This is a genomic window from Streptomyces sp. NPDC054887 (assembly GCF_053610585.1).
Genome location: NZ_JBSGYQ010000003.1, coordinates 72,532 through 99,369, shown reverse-complemented (window position 1 = coordinate 99,369; position 26,838 = coordinate 72,532). Strand labels below are relative to the sequence as shown.

At 72.4% G+C, this 26,838-nt stretch carries 21 protein-coding genes; 6 read left to right on the top strand and 15 right to left on the bottom strand.

Annotation, left to right across the window (positions count from 1 at the left end; genetic code table 11):
• Nucleotides 1-277: 277 nt before the first annotated feature.
• Complete coding sequence (locus ACWGH0_RS02850) at nucleotides 278-1,456, top strand: PQQ-dependent sugar dehydrogenase (RefSeq protein WP_453402325.1); 1,179 nt, start codon at nucleotides 278-280, stop codon at nucleotides 1,454-1,456.
• 164 nt (nucleotides 1,457-1,620) lie between these two features.
• Here ACWGH0_RS02850 and ACWGH0_RS02845 read toward each other — a convergent pair whose 3' ends face one another.
• The 15 genes from ACWGH0_RS02845 to ACWGH0_RS02775 all read right to left on the bottom strand — a co-directional run bounded on the left by ACWGH0_RS02845 (nucleotide 1,621) and on the right by ACWGH0_RS02775 (nucleotide 21,800).
• Entirely contained in the window at nucleotides 1,621-4,719 is a 3,099-nt protein-coding gene (locus ACWGH0_RS02845) for a helix-turn-helix transcriptional regulator (protein ID WP_453402397.1), read from the bottom strand.
• Between the two features lie 91 nt (nucleotides 4,720-4,810).
• Nucleotides 4,811-4,996: a hypothetical protein gene (locus tag ACWGH0_RS02840; RefSeq protein ID WP_453402324.1), complete on the bottom strand. Its 186-nt coding sequence runs from the start codon at nucleotides 4,994-4,996 to the stop codon at nucleotides 4,811-4,813.
• Between the two features lie 172 nt (nucleotides 4,997-5,168).
• The gene (locus ACWGH0_RS02835) at nucleotides 5,169-5,855 is read right to left on the bottom strand and encodes a hypothetical protein (RefSeq protein WP_453402323.1); all 687 of its coding nucleotides are present in this window, start codon (nucleotides 5,853-5,855) and stop codon (nucleotides 5,169-5,171) included.
• Between the two features lie 35 nt (nucleotides 5,856-5,890).
• Nucleotides 5,891-6,448 (bottom strand): GNAT family N-acetyltransferase, encoded by a 558-nt coding sequence (locus ACWGH0_RS02830; protein ID WP_453402322.1) that lies wholly within the window; start codon nucleotides 6,446-6,448, stop codon nucleotides 5,891-5,893.
• A 15-nt stretch (nucleotides 6,449-6,463) separates the two neighbouring features.
• On the bottom strand, nucleotides 6,464-8,683 hold the full coding sequence (locus ACWGH0_RS02825) for an MMPL family transporter (protein ID WP_453402321.1): 2,220 nt from the start codon (nucleotides 8,681-8,683) through the stop codon (nucleotides 6,464-6,466).
• Between the two features lie 181 nt (nucleotides 8,684-8,864).
• Entirely contained in the window at nucleotides 8,865-10,937 is a 2,073-nt protein-coding gene (locus ACWGH0_RS02820; RefSeq protein WP_453402396.1) for a phosphocholine-specific phospholipase C, read from the bottom strand.
• A 295-nt stretch (nucleotides 10,938-11,232) separates the two neighbouring features.
• Nucleotides 11,233-12,744 (bottom strand): Asp-tRNA(Asn)/Glu-tRNA(Gln) amidotransferase subunit GatB, encoded by a 1,512-nt coding sequence (gene gatB, locus ACWGH0_RS02815; RefSeq protein WP_453402320.1) that lies wholly within the window; start codon nucleotides 12,742-12,744, stop codon nucleotides 11,233-11,235.
• Nucleotides 12,745-12,760: 16 nt separating this feature from the next.
• On the bottom strand, nucleotides 12,761-12,994 hold the full coding sequence (locus ACWGH0_RS02810) for a hypothetical protein (RefSeq protein WP_453402395.1): 234 nt from the start codon (nucleotides 12,992-12,994) through the stop codon (nucleotides 12,761-12,763).
• A 5-nt stretch (nucleotides 12,995-12,999) separates the two neighbouring features.
• On the bottom strand, nucleotides 13,000-14,499 hold the full coding sequence (gene gatA / locus ACWGH0_RS02805; RefSeq protein ID WP_453402319.1) for an Asp-tRNA(Asn)/Glu-tRNA(Gln) amidotransferase subunit GatA: 1,500 nt from the start codon (nucleotides 14,497-14,499) through the stop codon (nucleotides 13,000-13,002).
• Between the two features lie 2 nt (nucleotides 14,500-14,501).
• Nucleotides 14,502-14,798, bottom strand: coding sequence for an Asp-tRNA(Asn)/Glu-tRNA(Gln) amidotransferase subunit GatC (gene gatC / locus ACWGH0_RS02800; RefSeq protein ID WP_015036350.1), 297 nt, complete (start codon nucleotides 14,796-14,798; stop codon nucleotides 14,502-14,504).
• Between the two features lie 109 nt (nucleotides 14,799-14,907).
• On the bottom strand, nucleotides 14,908-17,097 hold the full coding sequence (locus tag ACWGH0_RS02795; protein ID WP_453402318.1) for a putative bifunctional diguanylate cyclase/phosphodiesterase: 2,190 nt from the start codon (nucleotides 17,095-17,097) through the stop codon (nucleotides 14,908-14,910).
• 241 nt (nucleotides 17,098-17,338) lie between these two features.
• Complete coding sequence (gene ligA, locus ACWGH0_RS02790; RefSeq protein WP_453402317.1) at nucleotides 17,339-19,522, bottom strand: NAD-dependent DNA ligase LigA; 2,184 nt, start codon at nucleotides 19,520-19,522, stop codon at nucleotides 17,339-17,341.
• 28 nt (nucleotides 19,523-19,550) lie between these two features.
• Nucleotides 19,551-20,558, bottom strand: coding sequence for a methionine synthase (locus ACWGH0_RS02785; RefSeq protein WP_453402316.1), 1,008 nt, complete (start codon nucleotides 20,556-20,558; stop codon nucleotides 19,551-19,553).
• Nucleotides 20,555-21,253: an SDR family oxidoreductase gene (locus ACWGH0_RS02780; RefSeq protein ID WP_453402315.1), complete on the bottom strand. Its 699-nt coding sequence runs from the start codon at nucleotides 21,251-21,253 to the stop codon at nucleotides 20,555-20,557. Before ACWGH0_RS02780 ends, ACWGH0_RS02785 begins: the two co-directional genes overlap by 4 nt.
• Before the next feature lie 7 nt (nucleotides 21,254-21,260).
• Nucleotides 21,261-21,800, bottom strand: a complete 540-nt coding sequence (locus ACWGH0_RS02775) for an LOG family protein (protein WP_453402394.1) — start codon at nucleotides 21,798-21,800, stop codon at nucleotides 21,261-21,263.
• An 80-nt stretch (nucleotides 21,801-21,880) separates the two neighbouring features.
• Between ACWGH0_RS02775 and ACWGH0_RS02770 the strand changes: the two genes are divergently transcribed.
• From ACWGH0_RS02770 to ACWGH0_RS02750, 5 genes are all read left to right on the top strand, one after another.
• On the top strand, nucleotides 21,881-22,213 hold the full coding sequence (locus tag ACWGH0_RS02770; RefSeq protein WP_453402314.1) for a DUF427 domain-containing protein: 333 nt from the start codon (nucleotides 21,881-21,883) through the stop codon (nucleotides 22,211-22,213).
• Between the two features lie 52 nt (nucleotides 22,214-22,265).
• On the top strand, nucleotides 22,266-23,045 hold the full coding sequence (locus ACWGH0_RS02765; RefSeq protein WP_453402313.1) for an alpha/beta fold hydrolase: 780 nt from the start codon (nucleotides 22,266-22,268) through the stop codon (nucleotides 23,043-23,045).
• A gap of 225 nt (nucleotides 23,046-23,270) precedes the next feature.
• Nucleotides 23,271-24,425, top strand: coding sequence for a hypothetical protein (locus tag ACWGH0_RS02760; RefSeq protein WP_453402312.1), 1,155 nt, complete (start codon nucleotides 23,271-23,273; stop codon nucleotides 24,423-24,425).
• On the top strand, nucleotides 24,425-26,017 hold the full coding sequence (locus ACWGH0_RS02755) for a substrate-binding domain-containing protein (protein WP_453402311.1): 1,593 nt from the start codon (nucleotides 24,425-24,427) through the stop codon (nucleotides 26,015-26,017). Before ACWGH0_RS02760 ends, ACWGH0_RS02755 begins: the two co-directional genes overlap by 1 nt.
• On the top strand, nucleotides 26,001-26,780 hold the full coding sequence (locus tag ACWGH0_RS02750) for a hypothetical protein (RefSeq protein WP_453402310.1): 780 nt from the start codon (nucleotides 26,001-26,003) through the stop codon (nucleotides 26,778-26,780). The genes ACWGH0_RS02755 and ACWGH0_RS02750 overlap by 17 nt, the downstream gene beginning before the upstream one ends.
• Nucleotides 26,781-26,838 lie beyond the last annotated feature (58 nt).

Here is a 26,838-nt window from a genome sequence, read left to right as displayed (position 1 = left end):
GCTGTCGCGGTTCGTGCGGCTGGGGCGGCTGGTGGGGCTGTGCGTAGTTCCGGGGGAGGTGGGGCGGCTGATGAGGTCGCGCGTGCCTCCGGGGGCTGGGGCGGCTGACGGGGCTGTGCGTGAGTCCCGGAGAGTGGCGCGGCTTGCGTGACCGGCGGGGGGCTGGTGGGCTGCGGGCGACCCGCGACCCGGTTGATCCGGAACGGAACCCGCGGCGGGCGAGCGGTGTATGAAGAGTGGGAGCCGCTGCCGGTGACCACCGCCAGCCGTCGAAGGGATGCGTACCGTGCAACGTCCTGCTGTGACAGCTGTGTTGGCTGCCGCCGTTCTCCTGCTCACCGCGGGGTGCTCCGGCGGGGACGGGACCGCGCCGGCCCCGGCGGCCACCGGGCGCACGAGTGCGCCGCCGTCCGCGGACGCTTCCGCGCCGGGCTCCGGGCCGCGCGCCGAGCCTCCGCCGGCGAAGGGGTCGGCCGAGGTCGTGGGCACGCTCACCAAGGACCTCGAGTCGCCCTGGGGGCTCGCCCCGCTGCCCGGCGGTGACCTGCTGGTCTCCTCGCGCGACGAGGGGACCGTCACCCGGGTGGACGGCGAGAGCGGGAAGAAGACCGAGCTCGGTTCCGTGGCCGGGGTCGCGCCGGCCGGCGAGGGCGGGCTCATGGGCCTGGCCGTTTCGCCGCGCTTCGCCTCGGACCACATGGTCTACGCGTACTTCACCACCGAGTCCGACAACCGCATCGCCCGCATGCTGTACGACGAGAAGAAGCCCGCCGGGCAGCAACTGGGCGCCCCGGACACCATCTTGCGCGGCATCCCCAAGGGCACCGTCCACAACGGCGGGCGGATCGCCTTCGGCCCGGACAAGATGCTCTACGCCGGGACGGGTGAGACGGGTGACACCGGGCTCGCGCAGGACAAGAAGTCGCTGGGCGGCAAGATCCTGCGGATGACCCCCGACGGCGAGCCGGTGCACGGCAATCCGGAGGCGGACTCGGTCGTCTACTCGTACGGGCACCGCAATGTGCAGGGTCTCGCCTGGGACAGCCAGAAGCGGCTGTGGGCGGCCGAGTTCGGCCAGAACACCTGGGACGAGCTGAACCTGATCCGCCCCGGCCGGAACTACGGCTGGCCCGAGGTCGAGGGCAAGGGGGACCAGGAGGGGTACGTCGACCCGGTCGCCGAGTGGAAGACGTCGGAGGCGTCGCCCAGCGGCATCGCGTACGCCGCCGGTTCGATCTGGATGGCGGGCCTGCGCGGCGAGCGGCTGTGGAGGATTCCGCTGGACGGCACGGAGCCGGTGGCCGGGCCCGAGGCGTTCCTGGCGGAGAAGTACGGCCGGCTGCGCACGGTCGTGGCGGCGGGCGGCGACAAGCTGTGGCTGGTCACCAGCGAGACGGACACGCGCGGCACGCCGGAGGCGGGCGACGACCGCATCCTGAACGTGGAGGTGAAGTAACCGGCGCCTCGCGGGCCCGTGCGGCCACGGCCGGGCACGGGCTTGGGGCCCTGCCGGCTGGGGGCCCTGCCGGCTTTCGCCCGTACGGCCTCGGCCCGCAGGGCCGCTAGCGCCCGGTGCGCAACGCCGGGCACGCGTCCCGCGGGGCCGCTCGTCCGGTGGTGTCAGGCCGTGGGTACCGGCTCGTCCTGGAGGTCGGTGAACAGGTGCAGGCGGTGCGCCACGGCGGCGGCTTCGCCCCGGCCGGAGACGCCGAGCTTGCCCAGGATGTTCGAGACGTGGACGCTCGCCGTCTTGGGCGAGATGTAGAGCTCCTGGGCGATCTGCCGGTTGCTGCGGCCGGCCGCGACCAGGCGCAGGACGTCCTGTTCGCGCGGGGTCAGACCCAGGGACGCGGCCGGGCCGGCCGTGAGCACCGGGACCTGGGGCGCCGGGTTCAGCGTCAGGCGGGCGCGCTGGGCCAGCAGGGTGACGCTCTCGCCGAGGGGGCGGGCGCTCAGGTGGTCGGCCGCCGCGCGGGCCAGCCGGAGCAGTTCGGCAGCCCGCTCCCGCTCGTCGGCGTCCGGCTCGCGCGCGGTCGCCGCACCGGCAGGCGGCACGTCGGTGCCACCGGCGGCGGCGGCGAGCAGTGCCTCCGCCCAGCGCAGCCGGGCGCGGGCCAGGTCGTACGGGCGCTCCAGCGTCTCGAACCGTGCGACCACGCCCGCCCAGTCGTCCGGGCACACCAGACCCTCGGCCCGTCGCAGCTCGGCTCTCACCCAGCGTTCGTACGCCTGCCACAGCGGCACCGGGGCGGGCAGTCGCTTCGCGCCGGTCCGGATCAGCTCCAGGGCGGCGGCGCGGCCCTCCTCGGCTGCCGGGAGGCCCCGTGCGTCCGCCTCGGCGACGGCGGCTTCGACGAGCAGCGCCCAGGCGTAGCGGTGCGTGCCGAGGGGGAAGCCGGCTTCGGCGGCCCGGGCGAAGGCGGCCCGGACGTCCAGGATGCGGCCCCGGGCGGCGGCCAGGGCCAGTTCGATGCGGCGCAGCGGCAGGTCGTGCTGGGGCATCGGGTCGTGGCTGCCGAAGTACGCGCGGGCGGCGGCGAGCCGCTCGTCGGCCGCGGTCAGTTCGCCGCGGGCGCGCGCCACGTCGGCCTGTATCCACGCGGCGGCACCGCGCGGCTTGGGGCTGGGGGCCAGGGCCCGTTCGATGTCGGAGGCGTGGTCCACGGCCTCGCTCCAGCGCCCGAGGGAGACGAGTGATTCCGCGAGGTTCCCCCGCACCCATGCCTCGTTGTCGACGAGGCCGTACTTCCTGGAGAAGGCGACGCCCCCCTCGGCGATCTCCACGGCCTCGCGCGAGCGCCCCACGGACTCCAGGGCCGAGGGGAGGTTCACATGGATGCGGCCGGCGACGCTGGCCATCCTCTGCGCCACCGCCTGCTCCTTGACGGCGTACAGCATGGCGAGGCCGCCCTCGACGTCGCCCGAGTCGACGGTCAGGTTGCCGAGGGTGGTCAGCGCGGACAGCTCGGTGTCCCGGGCGTCCACCATGCGGGCGTACTGCACGGCCTGTTCGGCGGAGACCAGGCTCTCCGCGCCCGGCTCGTGCAGCATGCCCCAGCCCGCGACGTACGCGAGGACCTCGGCGTGGACGGCGGACGGCGGTAGGCCCCGCACGAGATCGCGCGCGCGGGCGAGTTCGGCCCAGCCGTCACCCCGGCCGAGGCTCGATATGAGCTTGCAGCGCTGCACCCAGAACCAGGCTTCGCGCAGGGCGTCGCCCTCGCCGTCCAGCAGCCGCAGTGCCTTCTTGGCGATCTTCAGGGCCCGTTCGCGCTCGCCGCCGAACCGGCCGGCGACGGTGGCCTCCGCCATCAGGTCGAGGTAGCGCAGCGGCGTCGTCGCCGGGTCGCAGCCGCAGGGCGGGTAGACCTCGGCGTAGTCCAGGGGACGCAGCACCGCCCGGACGTCCTCGGGGGCGTCGTCCCACAGCTCCATCGCGCGTTCCAGGAGGCTCAGCTGGTCGGCGTACGCGTGGCGGCCGCGCGCCTCGACGCTGGCCTTCAGCACGGCGGGCAGCGCCTTGGCGGCGTCGTGGGCGGCGTACCAGTAGCTGGCGAGGCGGGTGGTGTACTCGTCGGCGCGCACCAGGGCGGGATCGGCCTCCAGAGCTTCGGCGTAGCGCCGGTTGAGCCGGGAGCGCTCGCCGGGGAGCAGGTCGTCGCTGAGCGCCTCGCGGACCAGGGAGTGCCGGAAGCGGTAGCCGTCGCCGTCCGGTGTCGCGAGCAGCAGGTTGGCGCCGACGGCCGCGCGCAGGGCCTCGATGAGGTCGTCCTCGGGGAGCCGCGCGACGGCGAGCAGCAGCCGGTACTCGACGGTGGAGCCGCCCTCGGCGACGATCCGGGCGACCTTCTGGGCGTCGTCGGGCAGCGTTTCGACACGGACGAGCAGCAGGTCGCGCAGGGAGTCGCTCAGGCCGGTGGCGCAGCCGCTTTCGAGGCACGACGCCAGTTCCTCGACGAAGAAGGCGTTGCCGTCGGAGCGGGTGAAGACCTCTTCGGCGAGCGCCGCGTCCGGCTCGGCGGCGAGGATCCCGGCCAACTGGCGGTGCACTTCGGCGCGGTTGAAGCGGGGCAGCTCGATGCGCCGGACCGTGCGCAGCCGGTCGAGTTCGGCGAGGAGGGGGCGCAGCGGGTGGCGGCGGTGGATGTCGTCCGCGCGGTAGGTGCCGATCACCATGAGGCGCCCGCGCCGCAGGGTGCGGAAGAGGTACGCGAGCAGGTGACGGGTGGAGGTGTCGGCCCAGTGCAGGTCCTCCAGGGCGAGCACCACCGTACGGTCGGCGGTGATGCGCTCCAGGAGCCGGACGGTCAGCTCGAACAGCCGCGTCATGCCGTCTTCGTGGTGCTGGTCGCGGGTGGTCTCGCCCAGTTCGGGCAGCAGCCGGGCCAGTTCCCCCTCCTGGCCCTCGGCCGCGGCGGCGACCTCGTCGGGCATCCTGCGCCGCAGGGCGCGCAGCGCGGTGGAGAACGGCGCGAAGGGCAGTCCGTCGGCCCCGATCTCGACGCAGCCGCCCACCACGACGACGGCCCCCGCCTCGCACGCCGCCGCGAAGAACTCCTCGACGAGGCGGGTCTTGCCCACGCCCGCCTCACCGCCCACGAGCAACGCCTGCGGCTCGCCCGCGGTGGCGCGGGCGAGCGCATCGGTGAGCTGGGCGAGTTCGCCGGCGCGACCGACGAACACGGGGCTGACAGACCTGGTTTCCACATCGCCGAGCATCGCACAGGGGTCCGACATCGCGGGGGCGACCAGCCAACTCCTGTGCGCCGCGACCGTCATCGCGTGCCCTGGCTCCGCCGCCGGGCCGCTGTCACGCGGCCCGCGCGAAGCGGTTGCGCAGCGAACTCACCGGCCCCTCGGACGCGTTGCGACCGGAGGCGCGGGCGGCGCGGCGGCCGGCCCTGCGGGCCTTGGCGGCCTGCCGTGCGAGGCGCTCGGCGGCGGCGACGCGCCGGAGCTCGGCCGCGTACTGCTGCTGGATCTCGTGCTCGAACATGGTGTTCTCCCGGCTGGGTGAGTGGGTGTCGGTTCGCTTTTCGCGATGTCCCCACTCTCGTTTCCCAGGGGCCCCCGGCGCATCGGGAGAGTGCCGCATCCCGGCGGCGCGAAGGGCCTTAGAAACGTACGCGCACGGGTGCGTACGTCCCTAAGGCCCCTAGGTGGCTGCCTTACCGGCCCGTCCCCGCGCCGGGCGGTGCAGGCATGGCCGCGAAGAGGTCGAGGTACATGCCGGCGGAGACGAGCAGGCCGAGGACGCCGAGGGCGAGGCCCGCCCAGGCGAAGGAGCGGACCCAGGCCGGACGGGTGCTCGCGCCGGGCGTGCCGAAGGACGGGCGGACGAGCACCACGGCGGCGACGGCCAGGGCGAGCAGCGCGAAGCCGCCGTTGACGAGGGCGGTCATGTGCCAGCCGTTGCCGTAGAGCGCGGCGACCTGGTCGGCGGGGCTGTCGGTCTGCTTGGTCCCGAGCTGGCCGATGAGTGTCTGGCGTTCGGCGGCGATCCGGCCGGTCCAGGTCCCGGACAGGGCGACGAAGCCGAGCACGGTGGAGACGACGGCGGCGGCGCCCGCGCCGACGCCCGGGGACGGGGCGGGCGGGACCTCGTCCGTGAGGCCGGCGTCGCCGTCCTCACACTCGTCGGCGTCGGCGTCGGCGGCGTGGGCGGCCCTGCCGGTCCCGGCGCCCTCCTGGACCGTTCCGTCGTCGGCCCTGCCCACGCCGTCGTCCTTCGCCGCGCCGTCCGCGGCCCCGGGCCCGCCGGCGACGGCGTCCCGGTCGGCGGCGCTCGTGTTCTCCTCCTCGGCGATCTCGTCGCCCTTGTTCAGGTCGGCCTTCGTACGGGCTGTTGCAGTCATACGCCGCACGCTAGGCGCGGTTTCTGAGAGCTGCCTTAACGCCTCTCGCGCCACTCCCGTGCCAGCAGCGACCAGACCTCCCGGTCGTGCCGTACGCCGTGCCACAGGTGGGCCTCGCGCAGCACGCCCTCACGCGTCATCCCGAGCCGCTTCGCCACGTTGATGCTGGCGGTGTTCCCGGTGGCGACCAGCCACTCCACGCGATGCATCCCCCGCACGTCCACCGCCCAGTCGATCAGCACCCGCGCCGCGCGCGTGACCAGGCCGCGCCCCACCGCGGACGGCTCCAGCCAGCAGCCGACCTCGCAGGTGCCCGCCGCGGCGTCGAAGGTCCGGAACAGGACGCCGCCGACCAGTGTGCCGTCGAGCCAGATGCCGTAGATCCGGCCGGCGTCCGCCGCCTGCTTGTCGGCGTACGACTGGAGGAACGCCCGGGCCGCGTCGAGGTCCCCGGCCGCCGCCGCGAGTCCGATGAACCGGTCGATGTGCTCGCGCCCGCGCTCGATGTGGGCGAGGTACTCCTCGGCGTGCCAGGGCTCCAGGGGACGCAGCTCCGCGTTCTCGTCGGCGCCGCCCAGCCGTATCGCGAACATTCCGCTCCTTGCCGGTTAGGGCACGAGCTGCTGGGACTCCTGCGAACCGCCCGTGCGCTGGGCTTCGATCTTGTCATGCACGGGCAGGCATTCGGCGGGTTCGATGCTGATGCGCGGCAGCCACCGGTCGAGCCGGCGCGGCAGCCACCAGTTCGCGCCGCCGAGCATGTGCATGAGCGCGGGGACCAGGAGGGTGCGGAGTACGAACGCGTCCAGGGCGACGGCCGCGGCGAGTGCGATGCCGAACATCGCGATCACCCGGTCGCCGCTGAGCACGAACGCCAGGAAGACCGAAATCATGATCACCGCGGCGGAGTTGATCACGCGGCTGGTCTCGGCGAGGCCGACCCGTACCGCCCGCCGGTTGTCCCCGGTGTCCAGCCACTCCTCGTACATGCGGCTCACCAGGAAGACCTGGTAGTCCATCGAGAGTCCGAAGAGCACCGAAACCATGATCACCGGCAGGAACGGCTCGATCGGACCCGCGCTGCCGAGCCCCAGCAGTTCGCTGCCCCAGCCCCACTGGAAGACGGCCACGACGACGCCGAAGGAGGAGGCGACGGCGAGCACGTTCATCAGCGCGGCCTTGAGCGGGATGCCGACGCTGCGGAAAGCCAGCAGCAGCAGGACGCAGCCCAGGGCGATCACGATGCCGACGAAGAGCGGCAGCTTGTCGACGATGACCTCGGCGAAGTCGTCGTAGCCCGCGGTGATCCCGCCGACGTACACGTCCAGCGACGTTCCCTGCTCGGCCTGCGGCAGGATGCTCTCGCGCAGCCGGTCGACCAGGTCGCTGGTGTCCTGCGACTGCGGCGAAGACTCGGGTACGACGGTGAGCGCGGCCGTGCCGCCGTCCTCGCTGTACGCCACCGGGCCGGCGGAGGCCACCCCGTCGGCGGCGCGCACGCTGCCCGCGAGGGCGTCCATGGCGGCGCGGTCGCCGGCGCCGTGGACCTCGGTGACCAAGGTCAGCGGGCCGTTGCTGCCGGGGCCGAAGCCGTCCGCGATCAGGTCGTACGCCGCGCGGGTCGTCGTGGACGCCGGGTTGTTGCCCTGGTCGGACGTGCCCAGGTGCAGGCCGAGCATGGGCAGCGCGAGGACCACCATGACGACGGCGGCGACGGCGCCGAGCAGCTTGGGGTGGCGTTCGACGAAGGCGGACCAGCGGGCGGCGAACCCGGTGGGCAGTTCCGGCTTGGGGCCGTGCTCGGCGAGCTGCCTGCGTTCGCGGCGGCTGAGCGCCCGCATGCCGATGAGGGAGAGCAGGGCGGGCAGCAGGGTCACGGAGGCCGCGACGGTGAGGACGACGGTCAGGGACGCGGCGATCGCGACGCCGTTGAGGAAGGACAGGCGCAGTATCAGCATGCCCAGCAGGGCGATGCACACCGTGGCGCCCGCGAAGACGACCGCGCGGCCGGTGGTGGCGACGGCGTTGGCCGCCGAGTCGGCGACGGACAGGCCGCTGCGCAGGCCCTTGCGGTGCCGGGTGACGATGAACAGGGCGTAGTCGATGCCGACGCCGAGCCCGACCAGCATGCCGAGCATCGGCGCGAAGTCGGCGACCGTCATGACGTGGCCGAGCAGTACGGTGCCGGCGTACGCCGTGCCGACGCTGACCAGGGCCGTCGCGATCGGCAGCAGGCTGGCCGCGAGCGAGCCGAAGGCGACGAAGAGGACGACGGCCGCGACGACGACTCCGACGAGTTCGCTGAGGTGCGAGGTGGGGGCCTCGGTGAGGGCGACGGCGCTGCCGCCCAGCTCGACCTGGAGTTCGGCGGTCTCGGCGCTCTTGGCCGTCTTGACGAGTGCCTCGGCCTGCGGCTGGAGGACGTCGTCGGACTGGGCGTCGAAGGTGACGGTGGCGTAGGCGGTGTGCCCGTCCTTGCTGATCTGCCCGGCGCCCTCGCGCTCGTACGGGCTGACGACGGACTCGACGCCCGGGAGGTCCTCGACCGCGTCCAGGGTCCGCGTCATGGACTGCTCGACCCCGGCGGCGTGGACGGTGGTGCGGCCCGCGGTGTGCCAGACGACGGTGTCGCCGTCGCCTCCCCGCCCGTCGAACGCGGCGTCGAGGAGGGCGGTGGCGCGCCCCGACTCCGTGCCGGGCACCTCGTAGTCGTTGGAGTACGCGGAACCGGCGACTCCGGCGGCTCCGGCCACCACGCCGAGCGCGAGCAGCCAGAGCAGGACTGAGGCGAAACGGTGCTTGACGCACCACCGGGCGATTGCTGCCAACGGACTTGCTCCCTGGGTGGTTCGTGGATCTTTACCGGGAACAAACCCGTAAAGAACGCAGGACCTACGCCCAGCCACTTTGACAGCTAAACGTGATCCTTTGTCCCTTTCGTGCGCATCGTCACAGGAGTCGCGGGAGCCGGGGGCACAGCTCCCGGGCTCCCGCGTACCACCCGGTGTGTCAGCCTGAGACGCTCGCGCGCCCATTCTCTATGTGCCCCATCAGGCGCCGGTGGAAAGCGTCGTCACCCGTAACGGTGATCGCCAGGTCGTACCACCCGTGGGCGTCCGCGGCGGAGTGCACCACGGTGCGGCTGCGGCCCGGCTTCACCGTCACGCGGCGGTGGCGCCCGTCGTGGAGGTCGGCCTCGTCGGCGTACGCGAGCGTCCGCACGGTGAAGGTCAGCGGTTCCCCGCCCCGGTTGACGAGGGTCAGGTGCAGGTCGCGGTCGCGTACGTCGAGGTACGAGGACACCTCGGCGGCGCCCGTGCGCGTACCGGCGAACTCCCGGCGGAATCCGTTCGGCCCGGTGATCGTGAAGCGGTAGGCGTCACGCGTAAGGGGTACCGCCCATTGCGCCGAGCCCCTTACATCCCGGTGCTGCGGAATGGCGAACTCGCCGGCGTAGGGGTAGAGCGCGAAGTGCGCGCTCGCGCGCCCGGTGTTGCTGAGCCGCACCCGGAAGACGCCGCCGTCCACCGCGCCGTGGGCGTCCGGCTGGTACGGGAGCGGGCGCGCGGGACGCGTCCCCTCCTCCTGTACGGGCATGCGCTGCTCCACCGGCGGGACCGGCCGCCAGCGCCCCGTGAACGGCGGGATCGCGCCCGGCCGCTCCACCGGCGGCTGCCGGCGGCCGCGCCGGAAGTCGAACGCGGAGGTCAGGTCGCCGGTGACGGTGCGCCGCCAGTCGGTGATGTTGGGTTCCCGGACGCCCGTCCACCGCTCCAGGAACCGGATGACCGAGGTGTGGTCGAAGACCTCGGAGCAGACGTACCCGCCGACCGTCCACGGGGAGACCACCAGCATGGGGACCCGGATGCCGAGGCCGGTCGGCCGGCCCTGGTACCGCTCTTCGGTGTTGTCGGCGGGCGGCACCGGCGGCGGCACGTGGTCGAAGAAGCCGTCGTTCTCGTCGTAGTTGATCAGTACGACGGTGTGCCGCCAGACCTCCGGGTGCGAGCCGAGCGCGTCGAGCACCCGGTAGACGAGCGAGGCGCTGGCGACCGGCGACGAGGCCCCGGGGTGCTCCGAGTCGACCGCCGACGGCACGAGGTACGACACCTCGGGCAGCGTGCCGGCGGCCACGTCCGCCCGGAACCGGTCGGCGAGGCTGCCGGTCTCCTCCCGCCGCAGGCCCCGCTCGAAGAGGGAGCGCTCGGCCTTCGTCAGCGTGGCCACGCCGTCCTCCAGCGCGGCGAGCAGCCGCTCGCGGTCGGCGGCGTCCGCCGTCTCCCGGACCTTGGCGTAGAACGCCTCCAGATAGGTGAATCCGCCCGGAACCTTCGCCAGCGCCTTGCGGGCGATCTGCTTGAAGACGGTGAAGAACTCGATGTTGTTGTCGGTGAAGTTCTCCCACTCCTGGTACGTCTTCCAGGACCGCCCCGCCCTCTCCAGCCGCTCGGCGTACGTGGGCCACGGGTAGCCGGGATGCGTGCCCTCGGCGTACGCCGCGTTGGTGACCGCGCGGCTTCCGTCGGCCTCGTGACCGGTCCAGCCACTGATCAGGTGGTTGCGGTTCGGGCTGGTCGACGTGTGGATCGACGAGTGGTAGGCGTCGCAGACGGTGAAGGTGTCAGCGAGCTCGTAGTGCAGCGGCAGGTCGCGGCGGTCGTAGTACGCCATGGTTGCGGCGGTCTTGGCCGAGACCCAGCCGTCCATCCAGCCCTGGTTCCACGCCTTGGCGCCGCCGCCCCAGGAGTGGTCGAGGTCGCCGATGTACTGGAGGTCCTTCTTCTGCGCCTCGGCCGCGTCACGGACCGGGAAGGGGAGGACGGCGCGCAGGGGGCCGGGCTGCTCGAAGACAGGCCTGCCGGACGGCAGCTCGACGGCGTTGCGGTCACCGAAGCCGCGTACGCCGCGCAGGGTGCCGAAGTAGTGATCGAAGGAACGGTTCTCCTGCATGAGGACGACGACATGCCGCACCGCCCGGAGCCCGCCGGACGGCGGTTCGGCGGCTATCGCCGCCTGGAGCGACGGCGGCAGCAGCGACCCGGCCGCGGCCGCCCCGACGGCGCCCCCGCCCAGCGCGAGCATCCTTCTGCGCGAAATCTCCGGTGACACGCCCGACCTCCCAGTCGACAGCCAATGGTCCGCCTGTGATCCATTGAGTGGTACGCCTGGGACGGTAGTGAGCGCCGGTGGCGACGAGAAGACCCGGCGACGACTCCGGCGTGAACGTCCAAGACAAGGCAACGGGAGTCCAAGCGGTTTCCGGCCACACGCGGGGGCGCGTCGCGGCTGTCACCGGTCCGGCTCCGCGCACGCCGAAGGGCGGCGCTCCGGAGGATTCCGGTGCGCCGCCCCTCGTACGTACCCGGGCGTACGGGCGTCAGCCCTCGCTCACGCCCAGCTTCTCCAGGATCAGCTCGCGCACCCGCGCCGCGTCGGCCTGACCGCGCGTGGCCTTCATGACCGCGCCGACCAGCGCGCCGGCCGCCGCCACCTTGCCGCTGCGGATCTTGTCCGCGATCCCCGCGTTGGCGGCGATCGCCTCGTCCACGGCCGTGCCGAGCGCGCCCTCGTCGGAGACGACCTTCAGGCCGCGCTTCTCGACGACGTCGTCCGGGCCGCCCTCGCCCGCGAGGACGCCCTCGATGACCTGGCGGGCCAGCTTGTCGTTGAGCGAGCCCTCCTTCACCAGGGCGGTGACACGGGCGACCTGCTCGGGCGTGATCGGCAGCGACGCGAGGTCGCGGCCGGACTCGTTGGCGTTGCGCGCCAGCTCGCCCATCCACCACTTGCGGGCCGAGGCCGCGTCCGCGCCGGCCTCGATCGTGGCGACGATCGGGTCGATCGCCCCGGCGTTCAGGATCGACTGCATGTCGTGCTCGCCGACGCCCCACTCCTCGCGGAGGCGGTTGCGGCGCACCCGGGGCAGCTCGGGCAGCCCCTTGCGGAGCTCCTCGACCCATTCGCGGGAGGGGGCCACGGGGACCAGGTCCGGCTCCGGGAAGTACCGGTAGTCCTCGGCGTTGTCCTTGATGCGGCCGGCCGTGGTGGAGCCGTCCTCCTCGTGGAAGTGCCGGGTCTCCTGGACGATCGTGCCGCCGGACGAGAGCACCGCGGCGTGCCGCTGGATCTCGTAGCGGGCGGCGCGCTCCACCGAGCGCAGCGAGTTGACGTTCTTCGTCTCGGAGCGCGTGCCGAACTCCTCGCGGCCGTGCGGCCGCAGCGAGAGGTTCACGTCGCAGCGCATCTGGCCCTGCTCCATGCGCGCCTCCGAGACGCCGAGCGCCTTGATCAGCTCGCGCAGCTCGGCGACGTACGCCTTGGCGACCTCGGGGGCACGGCTGCCCGCGCCCTCGATCGGCTTGGTGACGATCTCGATGAGCGGGATGCCGGCGCGGTTGTAGTCCAGCAGGGAGTGGGACGCGCCGTGGATACGGCCGGTGGCGCCGCCGACGTGCAGCGACTTGCCGGTGTCCTCCTCCATGTGGGCGCGCTCGATCTGCACGCGGAAGATCTCGCCGTCCTCCAGCTGGACGTCCAGATAGCCGTCGAAGGCGATCGGCTCGTCGTACTGGGAGGTCTGGAAGTTCTTCGGCATGTCCGGATAGAAGTAGTTCTTCCGGGCGAAGCGGCACCACTCGGCGATCTCGCAGTTGAGCGCGAGGCCGATCTTGACGGCCGACTCGACGCCGATCGCGTTGACGACGGGGAGGGAGCCGGGCAGGCCGAGACAGGTGGGGCACGTCTGGCTGTTGGCGTCCTGCTTGAGCTCCGTGGAGCAGCCGCAGAACATCTTGGTCTTGGTGCCGAGCTCGACATGGACCTCCAGGCCCATGACGGGGTCGTAGGACGCCAGCGCGTCCTCGTACGACACCAGTTCAGTGACGGTCACGGTGAAACTTTCCCTCTCAGCCCAACAGGACGTCGTCGTCGCCGAGCTTCTTCAGCTCGCGGTACAGCAGAGCGAGGCCCGTGACGATGGCGGCGGCGGAGACAGCGGCGTCGACGAGACGGAGCGTGTCGTTTTCCTTGCGGGCCATACGGGCCTGCTTGACGACGCTGATCGCGCCGAAGGCGGTGGATCCGATCGACAGGTACGTACCGGCCTTGGAATTCTTGAATCCCTTGGCCTTGATGGGCATGGGGCTCACAGCGACGGTGCCTCCTCAAGCAGCGGGTGGCCCCACTTTTCCACGAAGGCGGCCTCTACAGCGGCGCCGACCCTGTAAAGACGGTCGTCCTTCATGGCGGGGGCGATGATCTGCAGACCGACCGGCATGCCGTCCTCGGGCGCCAGGCCGCAGGGCAGCGACATGGCGGCGTTGCCGGCCAGGTTGGTCGGGATGGTGCACAGGTCGGCGAGGTACATCGCCATCGGGTCGTCGGCGCGCTCGCCGATCGGGAAGGCGGTGGTGGGCGTGGTCGGCGAGACGATCACGTCGACCTTCTCGAACGCCTTCTCGAAGTCCTGCGTGATGAGCGTACGGACCTTCTGGGCCGATCCGTAGTACGCGTCGTAGTAGCCGGAGCTGAGCGCGTACGTGCCGAGGATGATGCGGCGCTTGACCTCGTCGCCGAAGCCTGCCTCACGGGTGAGGGCGGTGACCTCCTCGGCGGACTTCGTGCCGTCGTCGCCGACCCGCAGGCCGTAGCGCATGGCGTCGAAGCGGGCCAGGTTGGAGGACGCCTCGGACGGGGCGATGAGGTAGTACGCGGACAGGCCCAGGTCGAAGGACGGGCAGTCCAGCTCGACGATCTCGGCGCCCAGTCCGCGCATCAGCTCGACGGACTCGTCGAACCGCTGGAGGACGCCGGCCTGGTAGCCCTCGCCGCGGAACTGCTTGACGACGCCGACGCGCATGCCGGCGACGGAGCCGTTGCGGGCGGCCTCGACGACCGGCGGGACCGGGGCGTCGATGGAGGTCGAGTCGAGCGGGTCGTGCCCGGCGATGACCTCGTGCAGGAGCGCCGCGTCCAGGACCGTGCGGGCGCAGGGCCCGCCCTGGTCGAGGGAGGACGAGAAGGCGACCATGCCGTAGCGGGAGACGCCGCCGTAGGTCGGCTTGACGCCGACCGTGCCGGTCACGGCCGCGGGCTGGCGGATGGAGCCGCCGGTGTCCGTGCCGATGGCGAGCGGCGCCTCGAAGGAGGCCAGGGCGGCGGAGGAGCCGCCTCCGGAGCCGCCGGGGATCTTGGTCAGGTCCCACGGGTTGCCGGTCGGGCCGTACGCGCTGTTCTCGGTGGAGGACCCCATGGCGAACTCGTCCATGTTGGTCTTGCCGAGGATGACGACGTCGGCCGCCTTCAGCTTCTTCGTCAGCGTGGCGTCGTACGGCGGGATCCAGCCTTCGAGGATCTTCGAACCGACGGTGGTCGGCACGCCCTCGGTGGTGAAGATGTCCTTGAGCGCGAGCGGGACGCCGGCCAGCGGGCCGAGCTTCTCGCCGTTGGCCCTCTTCGCGTCGACGGCGCGGGCCTGGGCCAGCGCGCCCTCGCGGTCGACGTACAGGAAGGCGTGCACCTTCTCGTCGACGGCGTCGATGCGGGCCAGGTGGGCCTCGGTCACCTCGACGGCCGTGAGCTCGCCGGAAGCGATCTTCGCGGCGGTCTCGGCGGCGGTGAGCCTGATGATGTGGGTGTCCGTCATGACTAGTCCTCCCCCAGGATCTGCGGCACCTTGAAACGCTGCTGCTCCTGGGCGGGGGCGCCGGAGAGGGCCTGCTCCGGGGTGAGCGACGGACGGACCTCGTCCGCACGCATGACGTTCGTCAGCGGCAGCGGGTGGGAGGTCGGCGGTACGTCTTGGTCGGCGACCTCGGAGACGCGGGCGACCGCGCCGATGATGTCGTCGAGCTGACCGGCGAAGTGATCGAGCTCTTCGCCCTTCAGCTCCAGACGCGCCAGCCGTGCGAGGTGGGCGACCTCCTCGCGCGTGATGCCAGGCATGCAGCGATCCTCAGGGGTGAGTGTGTGGATTTTGGCCCAATCCTATGGGGCCGGGGCCCCTGCCCACGAAACGGATTCCCCGCGGACCGCCTCGTACGCTCCCCGTGCGCTACTTCACCGGCTGGCCGGACGGCGAGGGCGACTGGCGCTGCGCCTCCTCCAGGGCGGCCGCGGCGGCGACCCGGTCCAGGTCCACCTGGCGGTGCCAGCCCCGCTCGCCCCGCGCCAGCAGCCACGCCGTCGCCTCGTCGGGCGGCATGGCCGCCGCCACCAGCCACCCCTGCACGGCGTCGCAGCCCAGGTCCCGCAGGCGCTCCCACGTCTCGTCGTCCTCGACGCCCTCGGCGACCACCAGCAGGCCCAGCGAGTGGGCGAGGTCGACCGTGCAGCGGACGATCTCGGCGTCCTCGTTGTCGACCGCGAGCCGGGCCACGAAGGACCGGTCGATCTTGAGCTCGCTCACCGGGAGCCGGCGCAGGTGCACCAGGGAGGAGTAGCCCGTGCCGAAGTCGTCCAGGGACATCTTCACGCCGTGCCCGGTCAGGCCGGCCAGGGTGTCCGCCGCCCGCTGCGGGTCCTCCAGGAGGACGTGCTCCGTTATCTCCAGCTGGAGGGAGCCGGCGGGGACGCCGTGCCGGGCGAGCCGGGCCGCCACCGCGCCCGCGAAGCCCGGTGTGTGCACGTCGCGCGGGGAGACGTTGACCGCCACGGGGGTGTTCAGCCCCTGGCTCCGCCAGCGTGCGACCTGGGCGAGCGCGGTCTCCAGGACGTACTCCGTCAGGTGCGGCATCAGCCCGGAGGACTCGGCGATGGCGATGAACTCGTCGGGAGGGACCCGCCCGCGCTCCGGGTGGACCCACCGGACCAGCGCCTCCAGGCCGGCGACCTGTCCGTCGAAGCGGACCTTGGGCTGGTAGTGCAGCTCGACCTCGCCCGCGTCGAGCGCCCGCCGCAGGTCGCCGAGCAGCCCGAGGCGGTCGGGGGTGTTGCTGTCCCGCTTGGACTCGTACACCTCCACGCCGGTGCGGTCCCGCTTCGCCTGATACATCGCCACGTCCGCGCGGCGCAGGAGTCCTTCGGCGTCCAGGGCGTGGTCGGGGAAGACGGCGACGCCCGCGCTGGCCTCCAGGACGAGCGTCAGGCCGTCCAGGTCGAGCGGCGAGGACAGCGCGGCCACCAGGTGCCGGGCGACGCGCTGCGCGCTGGTCGTCGAGTCGGCGGTCGGCAGCAGCACCGCGAACTCGTCGCCGCCGAGCCGCGCGGCCTCCGCCCCGCGCGGCAGTGCCAGCCGCAGCCTGTCCGCTATCTGGAGCAGCAGCCGGTCGCCCGCCAGGTGGCCGAGCGTGTCGTTGACCGCCCGGAAGCGGTCGAGGTCTATGAGCACGAGCGCGGACCTGGTCCCGACGCTCTCCGCCTCCTCGAGCACCGGGCGGGCCCGCTGGAGCAGCCAGTGCCGGTTGGGCAGTCCGGTCAGCGGGTCCTTCAGCTGCTCCTCCGCCCTGGCCCTGGCGATCCAGAGCGTGGAGTCGAGCGCGATGAGCGGTACGGCGAACAGCGGCAGCAGGACGGGCAGCGCCACCGCTACGACGCAGATCAGGGGTGCGATACCGAGCAGGGCCACCGCGACGAGCCCCTGCCGGTACAGGGCGGTCCTGGCGACCGACGGCAGCCGGCCGCCGCGCGGGGCCAGCGCGTACCAGAGCAGCAGCCGGGTGAGGACGAGGTACCCGACGGCGGCGAGCGCGACCTCGGGGACCGTTTCTATCCCCCACTCCAGCGGGTTCCAGGGCCGCTCGACGGTCGGTACGTCACCGAACACCGCCAGCACCAGGGCGGCGGCGCCGATGCCCAGGATGTCGACCGCGCCGTGCAGCAGGCCCTGCTTCCAGCGGTGCCGGCGGGCCATGCCGACGAGCACCACCACGGCCAGGCTCACCAGGCCCGCGGGCACCCAGCCGTACAGGAGCAGGACGCCCAGGGTGAGGGCGGCGCCGGAACCGGTGCCGCCCCACCAGCGGTCGCGGCCCAGCGCGACCAGATGGGCGACGATGACCGCGGTGAGCAGGGTGAGGGACCAGCCGACCGTGCCGGCGGGGAACAGCGCGCGGTCCCCGGTCAGGGCGCGGAAGATTCCGGTGGCAAGGACGAGGGCGGCCACTGTCACGACGGCGGCGGGCAGCGCCCTGGGGGTGCCCGCCCACCGCCGCAGCCGTGAGGCCGGGTCGGCACTCTCGGTCGGTTTCATTCCGTCCCTCTCACAGCCGGCGGTGCCCGTGCCAAGCGCTGGCCCCGTAGTCATGCCGTCCACGACTGAATTCCCTTCCCCGGGCTCCGTATGAGCCGGGGGCACCTCGTTGCAGCCGTGTACGGCAGGCGCACATCTCAACAGTAGGCCGCAGAAGGCTCTTCGGGGCAGCGGTCCGCCGCTGTTGCCCGAATGCGACCCGGCAACCCGCGTCCGTCTGGTATGCGCCGAACGGGTGATACCGGGTGCGGTGTTGACCCCCTCTCACCGCCCCTTTCCCCGCCCCGCGGCGCCCCTACTCCTCGCTCGGCACAGCCGCTTCACGTGCCGCGTCGGGACCCTCGGCCAAAAGGACGGCAAATCCTTCTTCGTTCAGGACAGGGACCTTCAACTGCATGGCCTTGTCGTACTTCGAACCGGGGCTGTCGCCCACCACCACAAATCCGGTCTTCTTTGAAACAGATCCGGTCACTTTCGCGCCGAGGCTCTGGAGCGCCTCTTTCGCGCCATCCCGCGTGTAGTTCTGCAGGGTGCCGGTCACCACGACGGTGAGGCCCTCCAGCGGGCGCGGTCCCTGGTCCTCACCGGCGCCCTCCTCCTCCGTCCGGACCCCGGCCGCGCGCCACTTGCGCAGGATCTCGCGGTGCCAGTCCTCCTCGAACCACTGTTTGAGCGAGGCGGCGATGATGGGGCCGACCCCCTCCACGGCGGCCAGTTCCGCCTCCGTGGCCTGCTCGATCCGGTCGAGCGACCGGAACTCGCGGGCCAGCGCTTCCGCCGCGACCGGGCCCACGTGCCGGATGGACAGCCCGGTGATGACCCGGGCCAGCGGACGCCGCTTCGCAGCCGCGATGTTCTCCAGCATGGCCAGCGTGTTCTTCTTCGGCTCGCCCTCCTGGTTGGCGAAGAAGGTGACGATCTTCTCCTCGCCCGTCTTCGGGTCCCGTTTGGGCAGACCGGAATCCTGGTCCAGGACGTACGACTTGATGGGCAGCAGCTGCTCGACCCGGAGGTCGAAGAGGTCGCCCTCGTCGCGCAGCGGCGGCTCGGCCGGCTCCAGCGGCCTGGTGAGCGCCGCCGCGGCGACGTACCCGAAGTTCTCGATGTCCAGCGACTTGCGGCCCGCCAGGTAGAACAGCCGTTCGCGCAACTGTGCGGGGCAGGAGCGGGCGTTGGGGCAGCGGAGGTCGATGTCGGCCTCCTTCATGGGCCGCAGCGGCGTACCGCACTCGGGGCACTCGGACGGCATCACGAACTCGCGCTCGCTGCCGTCCCGCAGGTCGACGACCGGGCCCAGGATCTCGGGGATGACGTCACCGGCCTTGCGCAGCACCACCGTGTCCCCGATGCGCACGCCCTTGGCCTTCACCACCTCCTGGTTGTGCAGGGTGGCGAACTCGACCTCGGAGCCGGCCACCGTCACCGGCTCCACCTGGGCGTACGGGGTGACCCGCCCCGTACGCCCCACGCCGACCCGGATGTCGACCAGCTTGGTGTTGACCTCCTCCGGCGCGTACTTCCAGGCGATGGCCCAGCGCGGCGCCCGCGAGGTCGAGCCGAGCCGGCCCTGGAGCCGGATCTCGTCGACCTTGACGACGACGCCGTCGATCTCGTGCTCCACGGAGTGCCGGTTCTCACCGAAGTGGGCGATGAACTCCCGCACGCCCGCGAGGCCGTCGACGACCCGGTTGTGCCGGGCGACCGGCAGGCCCCATTCGCGCAGCAGCTCGTACGCCTGCGACAGGCGGTCGATGTCGAAGCCCTCGCGTGCCCCGATGCCGTGCACCACCATGTGCAGCGGGCGGCTCGCGGTGACCTTGGGGTCCTTCTGGCGCAGCGAACCGGCCGCCGCGTTGCGCGGGTTGGCGAAGGGCTTGTCCTCGGCCGCCACCAGCCGCGCGTTCAGCTCCTGGAATTTCTCCATCGGGAAGTAGACCTCGCCGCGGATCTCGACCAGGTCCGGGATCCGGTCGCCCTTCAGGCGGTCCGGAATGCCCGCGATGGTGCGGACGTTGGGCGTGATGTCCTCGCCCGTGCGTCCGTCGCCCCGCGTGGCGGCCCGCGTCAGCCGCCCCTTCTCGTACAGCAGGTTGACCGCGAGGCCGTCCACCTTCAGCTCGCACAGCAGGTGGTACGGCACGGAACCCAGCTCGGCGGCGACGCGCTCGCCCCAGGCCGCCAGCTCCTCGTCGGCGAAGGCGTTGTCCAGGGAGAGCATGCGCTCGCGGTGCTGGACCGCCGTGAAGTCCGTCTCGTACGCCCCCGCGACCTTCTGGGTCGGGGAGTCGGGCGTACGCAGCTCGGGGTACTCGTCCTCCAGCGCCTCCAGCGTCCGCAGCAGCCGGTCGAACTCCGCGTCGCTGATGACCGGCTGGTCCTTCACGTAGTACCGGAAGCGGTGCTCCTCGACCTGCTCAGCGAGCTGTGCGTGCCGATCCCGTGCCTCAGCGGGTACCGCCGCCTGCTGTTCGCCAGCCACCGTCTTGTCCTCCCGTTTCCGATTCCCGTTACTCAGGGTTGTCCGCTAGCGACCTCGCCGCCCTGGCGCAGTGCGCGAGCGCGGCGCGCGCGTACGCGGGGGAAGCCCCCGCGAGCCCGCACGACGGAGTGATCACCAAGGACTCCGCCAGAGTCCCCGGATTCAGCCCCAGCCTGCGCCACAGCGTCCTGACACCCATGACGCTACCGGCCGGGTCCGACAATGCCGTGTCGGTGCCCGGCACGATTCCGGCGAACAGCTGCGTACCGCCCTCCACCGCCTCGCCGATCGCCTCTTCGTCACGCTCGGTGAGCAGCGAGAAGTCGAACGACACCCCCGCTGCGCCGGCCCGGCGCAGCAGGGCGAACGGCACCTCGGGTGCGCAGGAGTGCACCACCACCGGCCCGTCGGCCACCCCCATCACGTCCCGCAGGGTGCCCTCGACGACCTGGCGGTCCACCGCCCGGTACGTCCGGTACCCGCTCGCGGTCCTGACGTGTCCGCGCAGTACGGCCGTCAGCGACGGCTCGTCGAGCTGGAGCACCACCCGCGCGCCGGGAACCCGCCGCCGCACCTCCGCGAGGTGCGCCCGCAGCCCTTCGGCCAGCGAACCCGCGAGGTCCCGGACCGCGCCCGGGTCGCCGAGCGCCGCCTCGCCGCCGCGCAGCTCCAGTGAGCCCGCCAGCGTCCACGGCCCCACGGCCTGCACCTTCAGCGGCCCCGTGTAGCCCTGGGTGAACTCCTCCAGCGCGTCGAGGTCCTCGCCCAGCCAGGACCGGGCCCGCCGGGTGTCGCGCCCCGGGCGGTCGCTGAAGCGCCAGCCGCTGGGCTCCAGGTGGACGTACATCTCCACGAGCATTCCGGCGGTCCGGCCGATCATGTCGGCGCCGGGGCCGCGCGCGGGCAGTTCCGCCAGGTACGGGAAGTCCTCGAAACTGCCGGTGACGGTCCTGGCGGCCTCCCGGGCGTCGCCGCCCGGCATGGAACCGACGCCGGTCGCCGGTCCCCAGGCGTACTCCGTCGCGCCCGCGCTCATCGGCCCGGCCGCACGGTCAGGTCGTTGACCTCGGCGTCGCGCGGCAGGTCAAGGGCCATCAGGATCGCCGTCGCGACCGATTCCGGGTCGATCCAGCGGGACGGGTCGTACTCCTTGCCCTCCTGCTGGTGCACCTTCTCCTGCATGGCGCTGGCGGTGCGCCCCGGATAGACGGAGGTGACGCGCACGCCGTTGCCGTGCTCCTCCTGGCGCAGCGCGTCGGCGAGTGCCTTCAGGCCGTGCTTGCTGGCGGCGTACGGGCCCCACTCGGCGTGCGCGGTCAGGCCGGCGCCCGAGTTGACGAAGACCACATGGCCCTTGTCGTGGCGCAGTTGGGGCAGGAACAGCCGGGTCAGCTCGGCCGGTGCGATCAGGTTGACGTTGAGCTGGCTGTGCCAGGTCTTGGTGCCCAGTTCGCCGATGCGGCCGAGGTCGACGACGCCCGCGACGTGCAGCAGCGAGTCCACCCGCTCCGGCATCGGCTGGTGCGAGAACGCCCAGGAGAGCCGGTCGGGGTTGGCGAGGTCGCCGACGAGCGTACGGGCGCCGGGGAAGGCTTCCGCGAGTTGCCTGGCGCGCCCCGCGTCGCGGGCCATCAGGACGATTTCGTCGCCGCGCTCGTGCAGGCGGCGGGCGACGGCCGCGCCGATGCCCGAGCCAGCTCCGGTGATCACATGTGTAGCCATGGGGCCCATGCTCGCATCACCGGACGCCCGCGCACTCCTCAAGGTAGGCCAGCGCCGCCACGCCGTCCTCCGCGAAGAAGACCAGGTCGGCGAGGGGTACCGGGAGGAAGCCCTCCGCCTCCATCCGCTGGAACTGGAGCTTGAGGCCGTCGTAGAAGCCCGCCGTGTTGAGCAGCACGACCGGCTTGGTGTGCAGGCCGTGCTTCTTGAGTTCCAGTATCTCGGTGGCCTCGTCCAGCGTCCCGGTGCCGCCGACCATGACGACGACCGCGTCGGACCTGGCGAGCATCAGCGCCTTGCGCTCGGCGAGGTCCTTGGCGATCACCATCTCGTCGGCGTTCTCCCGCGCCACGGTGTGCAGGAACTCCACCGACACTCCGACGAGCCGCCCGCCGGCCTCCTGCGCGCCGTCCGCGACGACCTTCATCAGGCCGGCCTCGGAGCCGCCCCAGACCAGCGTGTGGCCGCCCTTGCCGATGAGTTCGCCGAACTCGCGGGCGGGGCGGGTGTAGCGCTCGTCGAGGTCGGCGGCGGAGAGGAAGACGCAGATGTTCAGTGCCATGGGGAAGAAGTTACGCCGCCCGGACGCTGGAGAGGGAAACGCCCGTCGCACCAGGGACCGAGAGAGGGTCGCCCGTGACCGCAGGACACCGCATCACCGTCGAGCAGGGCACCGCGCACGTGCGCGTCACGTACGGCGGGCAGGTGCTGGCGGAGAGCCGCCGGCCGCTGCTGCTGCGCGAGACGGGCCTGCCGGTGCGCTACTACCTGCCGCCCGACGACGTCAGGACCGACCTCCTGACGCCTTCCGGCAAGCGCACCCACTGCCCCTTCAAGGGGTACGCGTCGTACTGGTCGGTGCCGGGCGCGCCGGACCTGGTGTGGGCCTACGAGGAGCCGAAGGACGAAGTGGCCGCCGTGAAGGGGCACTTCTGCTTCTACGAGACCGAGGTGCTCGCCGGGGAGTGAGATGGTCCCCCGGCGAGCGATGAGTTCCCGGGCGCCGCGCGGTCACCACCTCATGACCACAGTGATTTCGCGTGACGGCACGCCCCTCGCCCGCCGAAGGCGGGGCGGGGGGCCGCCGTTGATCCTGGTGGGCGGCACGCTCGCCACGGGCGGCGCCGACGAGCCGCTGGCGGCGCTGCTCGCGGCCTCCTTCCGCGTCGTCACGTACGACAGGCGCGGTCGCGGCGGCAGCGGGGACACCCTGCCGCACGCGGTCGCGCGCGAGGTGGAGGACCTCGCGGCCCTGGCCGAGGAGCAGGGCGGGCCGGTGTCGGTGTACGGCACGTCGTCGGGCGGCGCGCTGGTCCTGGAGGCGGCGGCGAGCGGTGTGCCGTTCGAGCGGATCGCCGTGTACGAGCCGCCCTACACTGCGGTCGGGCCGGCGGACCTGGCCGCCGGGGCGTCGTACACCGCGCGGCTCGGGAAGCTGCTCGCGGCGGGTGACCACGGGGCGGCGGCCGAACTCTTCCTCGCGGTGACGGGCACGGCGCCCGAGACGGTGGCGCGGATGCGCGAGGGTCCGATGTGGCGGGAGGTGGAGGCGATGGCGCCGACCCTGGCGTACGACGACGCGGTGATCGGCGACGGCACGGTGCCGGTGGAGCGGCTGAGGTCGGTGGGACAGCCGGTGCTCGTCGTCGACGGCGGGGCGAGTCCGCCCGCGATGCGGGAGGCGGCCCGGCGCGTCGCGGGCGCGGTACGGCGCGGCCGCCACCGCACCCTGACGGGCCAGGTCCACGACGTGGCGCCGCACGTGCTGGCACCGGTGCTGCGGGAGTTCTTCGCGGAGTGAAGCGGGCCTGCTTGAGAGCCTACTGACTGTCCGTCATCGATTTTGCCGCACGTTGACCGGAGGTTCGCCGGGACGTCATCCGTGACCGCGAGAGTGGTGGGTGACGTGAGCCGGGGACCGGCGGGGGAGGCGTCCGTGGCGGTGGGGGAAAGACAGACGGTCGAAGAACCTCGGCTGGGCATCAGGCGCGCGTCGCGCTCGGCCCGGTCGCGGCGCAGCTTTCTCGTGACGTTTCTGCCGCTGCTCGCGGTCGTCCTGACGGGAACGGCCGTCCTGGCCGTGTCGGGCAACCTCCTGCTGCCGGCCGAACGCGTCATCACGCTGGAGGGCAAGATGGCCTCCAAGCGGGACTTCTTCGAGGACGAGGAGGTCAAGCGCCTGCTGCTGAAGCACCACATCCGCGTGCACGTCACCAGCACCGGATCGCGCGAGGTCGCGGTGCGCGGGGTCGACGCGTACGACTTCGTGTTCCCGTCCGGGCAGCCGGCGGGCGACCTGATCACCTCGGAGCGCGCGGCGGCGGGCCGGTACGCCAAGGTGCACCGCCCGTTCGTCAGCCCCATCGTGCTGGCCACCTACCGCGAGTACGCCGACACCCTCGCCGACGCGGGCATCGCGAGGCCGCAGCGCGGGGCGGGGACGGACGAACCGTACTACTACGCCCTGGACATGCCGAAGTTCCTGCGGCACATCCACGACAAGCGCCGGTGGAACGACCTGGGGATACGGCGGCACGGTCTCGCCAACGCCAACAGGATCGTCGCCCAGACCCCCGACGTCTGCGGCTCCAACTCGGCCGGGACGTACCTGGCGCTGGTCGCGTTCACCTGGCGCGGGGACGGCGACGAGGTGCCCGACTCGGACCGGGAGGCCGACGAGCGCGCCCGCTCGATCCGCCACCTCATGGAGCAGGGGCTGCCGGCGGCCGACGTCTTCCGTACGTACATCTCGCCCGAGGGGAAGAACATCGCGCCCGTGGTGGTGGCGTACGAGCACCAGTACCTCGCCTACCAGGTCCGGTACCGGGCCGGTGCGAAGGAACTCGACCGCGAGCGCGTCCTGCTGTACCCGTCCGGGCAGTTCGTCACCCAGCCGCAGTTCATCGCGCTCAACAAGGACGGCGACCGGCTCGGGGAACTGATCACGCACGACCCTGAGTTGCGGCGCCGCGCGATGGAGCTGGGGTTTCGCATCCTCGACCCGTCGGGCCAGGTCTCGGGGGACCAGCTCGGGGCCTTCCTGCGGAACCGCCGGATCCCCGTCCCCTCGCTCTCCGGCGACGCCACCCGGTCCGCCATGCCCCGGCTGCGCTACCTGGAGCGGATGATCTCGTACGTCGGCGACTGCCCGGCGGCCGACGTGCTGCCCGGGGGCCAGTGATGGCCGGGCGCCGGCCGGCCGGTCCGCTCGCGCTCTGCCTGGTGCTCCTGCTGCTCGCGGTCGCCCCCGGCTGCTCCCCCGACCGGCCGGAGCCCGTCACCCTGCGGGTGCTGGCCAGTTCGGAGCTCGCGGACATGGGGCCCGTCCTCGACGAGCTGCGCCGCGAGACGGGGATCTCGCTGGAGATGGACTACCGGGGCACGGTGGAGGCCGCCGACGAGCTCGCCGGAGCCGGCGGCCGCCGGCACGACCTGGCCTGGCTCTCCTCCGACCGCTACTTCCTGCTCAAGGCCAAGGCCAACGGCGACCGGGGCGAGAAGCCGCTGGCGACCAGCATCATGCGCTCCCCCGTCGTGATCGGCATGCGGCGCGCCACGGCCCAGCGGCTGCGGGAGAGGGCGGCCGACGGCCAGATCTCCTGGGCTGACGCGGCCGACGCGGCGGCCGACGGGTCCCTGCGGTTCGCGATGGCCGACCCGCGCCGCACCAACAGCGGCCTCGCGGCGCTCGTGGGGGTCGCGACGGCCGCGGCGGGCACCGGGACGGCGCTGCGCCCGCAGGACGTGTCCTGCGACCGGCTGCGGGGCTTCTTCACCGGCCACGCGCTGACCAGTGACGACTCGGCCGAGCTGGCCGACCGTTACGCGGAGCGCCAGGGCGGGCTCGACGCCCTCATCACGTACGAGTCCGAGCTGCTGGCGCTCAACGACAGCGGCCGGCTGCGCGAGCCGCTGGAGATCGTCTACCCCAGGGACGGCATGGTGCTGTCCGACTACCCGCTGCTGCTCCTCGACCCGGCCGAGCGCGCGGCGTACGACACGCTGGTGGAGTGGCTGCGCCGGGAGCCCGTACAGAAGCGGATCATGGAGCGGACCCTGCGGCGGCCGGTCGATCCGGCCGTGCCGCGTATCGCCCCGCTGCGCGAGCCCGTCGGCAACGCCCTGTACTTCCCCGACGACCCGAAGGTGGTCGACCGGCTCCTCGCGGACTACGGCGACCCCGAGCGGGCCCGCTCCTCGCAGGTCGTCTTCCTGCTGGACTTCTCGACGTCGATGCGCGGCCGGCGGATCGCGCGCCTGCGGGACGCCTTCGACGCCCTGGCCGGCGGGGACGACTCGCGCTCGGGCAAGTTCGTCCGCTTCCACCGGGGCGAGACGCTCACCGTGATGCGGTTCGGCGGCAGCGTCCTGGACAGACGGAGCGTCACGTACGAGGGGCCCGGCGACCTGGACCGGCTGCGCAGCTTCGTGGCGTCCGAGGAGTTCGACGACGCGACCGCCGTCTGGTCCTCGCTCGACGTGGCCTACCGGGACGTGTCCGCGCTCGTACGGAAGCACCCCGGCCGGGCCTTCTCCGTCGTCCTGATGACCGACGGGGAGAACAACACCGGCATGGACCTGGACGCGTTCGTCCGCCGCCGGGCCCAACTCCCGCCGCAGGCGCGGAAGGTACGTACGTTCGCGATCCGCTACGGCGAGGCGGACGCGGAGGAACTGGACCGGGGGGCACGGGCTACGGGCGGCCGCATGGTCGACGCCACGGGCCAATCCCTCATCAGCGCGTTCAAGGAGATCCGTGGGTGTGTGGACTGAGGCGTGGTGGGGCGTGTGGTGGCCGTGGATGCTCCTGTGGCTGGTGACCGCCGGGGCGGCCGTGGCCCTGGCCGTCCTGGCCGCGCTGTGGCTGGTCCGCGCCCGGCGCGGGCGCGACCGGGCCCTGACGTACAGCATCTGCTTCTATCTGCACGACCGCTCCGTCATGGACCACTATCAGATGCGCGGGTACGCGGCGGCGCTGCGCAGGGAGGTCGAGCAGCGGACCAGTGACAGCGCGGACGGCTCCCTCCGCGCCAAGGTCTTCGGGCTGAGCGCGGGCGCGGGCCGCAAGGACCACAGCGAGGTCGTCAGCAAGTACCTGGAGGTCGCCGAACCCATCTCGGTGATCGGGGTCGTCATGGACGTGCTGGAGGAGAAGAACGTCATCGTCCACGTCGATCTGCCGGGCCGGACGATACGCCGCAACGCCGCGCTCGCCCGGGCGCTCGCCGACCGGCCGCCGGCCGACGCGTCCGCCTCGCAGACGACCGTGCGGCTGCGCGACATCGACGACTTCGTGCTCATACGCGGCCGGTTCCGCAAGATCAGCGAGTCACCGGAGTCGACGGTGTTCCTGGCGCCCTACGGCGATCCCGAGGACCCGTCCCGGGGCCCGCGCGTGCGGGTCACCTGCGCGACCGAGGGGCTGCGCAACGAGGTCCCCAGGGGGACGTTCTCGGCCCGCTGCCTGGGCAAGGTGCAGGACTGGAACCCGGAGGACGGAGTGCTGGAAGTACAGGCCATGGCCATCTTCCGGTAGGCCGGACCGCTCCAGGAGACCCGGCGGAAGGCGGCGGACGCCCCGGAACGGGCCGGGG

Excerpts from the sequence above, each read along its gene's own strand:
- ACWGH0_RS02850 (WP_453402325.1), top strand. The coding sequence starts at position 278 with ATGCGTACCGTGCAACGTCCTGCTGTGACAGCTGTGTTGGCTGCCGCC.
- ACWGH0_RS02845 (WP_453402397.1), bottom strand. The coding sequence starts at position 4,719 with ATGCTCGGCGATGTGGAAACCAGGTCTGTCAGCCCCGTGTTCGTCGGT.
- ACWGH0_RS02840 (WP_453402324.1), bottom strand. The coding sequence starts at position 4,996 with ATGTTCGAGCACGAGATCCAGCAGCAGTACGCGGCCGAGCTCCGGCGC.
- ACWGH0_RS02835 (WP_453402323.1), bottom strand. The coding sequence starts at position 5,855 with ATGACTGCAACAGCCCGTACGAAGGCCGACCTGAACAAGGGCGACGAG.
- ACWGH0_RS02830 (WP_453402322.1), bottom strand. The coding sequence starts at position 6,448 with ATGTTCGCGATACGGCTGGGCGGCGCCGACGAGAACGCGGAGCTGCGT.
- ACWGH0_RS02820 (WP_453402396.1), bottom strand. The coding sequence starts at position 10,937 with ATGCTCGCGCTGGGCGGGGGCGCCGTCGGGGCGGCCGCGGCCGGGTCG.
- ACWGH0_RS02810 (WP_453402395.1), bottom strand. The coding sequence starts at position 12,994 with ATGCCCATCAAGGCCAAGGGATTCAAGAATTCCAAGGCCGGTACGTAC.
- gatA (WP_453402319.1), bottom strand. The coding sequence starts at position 14,499 with ATGACGGACACCCACATCATCAGGCTCACCGCCGCCGAGACCGCCGCG.
- gatC (WP_015036350.1), bottom strand. The coding sequence starts at position 14,798 with ATGCCTGGCATCACGCGCGAGGAGGTCGCCCACCTCGCACGGCTGGCG.
- ACWGH0_RS02795 (WP_453402318.1), bottom strand. The coding sequence starts at position 17,097 with ATGACTACGGGGCCAGCGCTTGGCACGGGCACCGCCGGCTGTGAGAGG.
- ACWGH0_RS02785 (WP_453402316.1), bottom strand. The coding sequence starts at position 20,558 with ATGAGCGCGGGCGCGACGGAGTACGCCTGGGGACCGGCGACCGGCGTC.
- ACWGH0_RS02780 (WP_453402315.1), bottom strand. The coding sequence starts at position 21,253 with ATGGGCCCCATGGCTACACATGTGATCACCGGAGCTGGCTCGGGCATC.
- ACWGH0_RS02765 (WP_453402313.1), top strand. The coding sequence starts at position 22,266 with ATGACCACAGTGATTTCGCGTGACGGCACGCCCCTCGCCCGCCGAAGG.
- ACWGH0_RS02755 (WP_453402311.1), top strand. The coding sequence starts at position 24,425 with ATGGCCGGGCGCCGGCCGGCCGGTCCGCTCGCGCTCTGCCTGGTGCTC.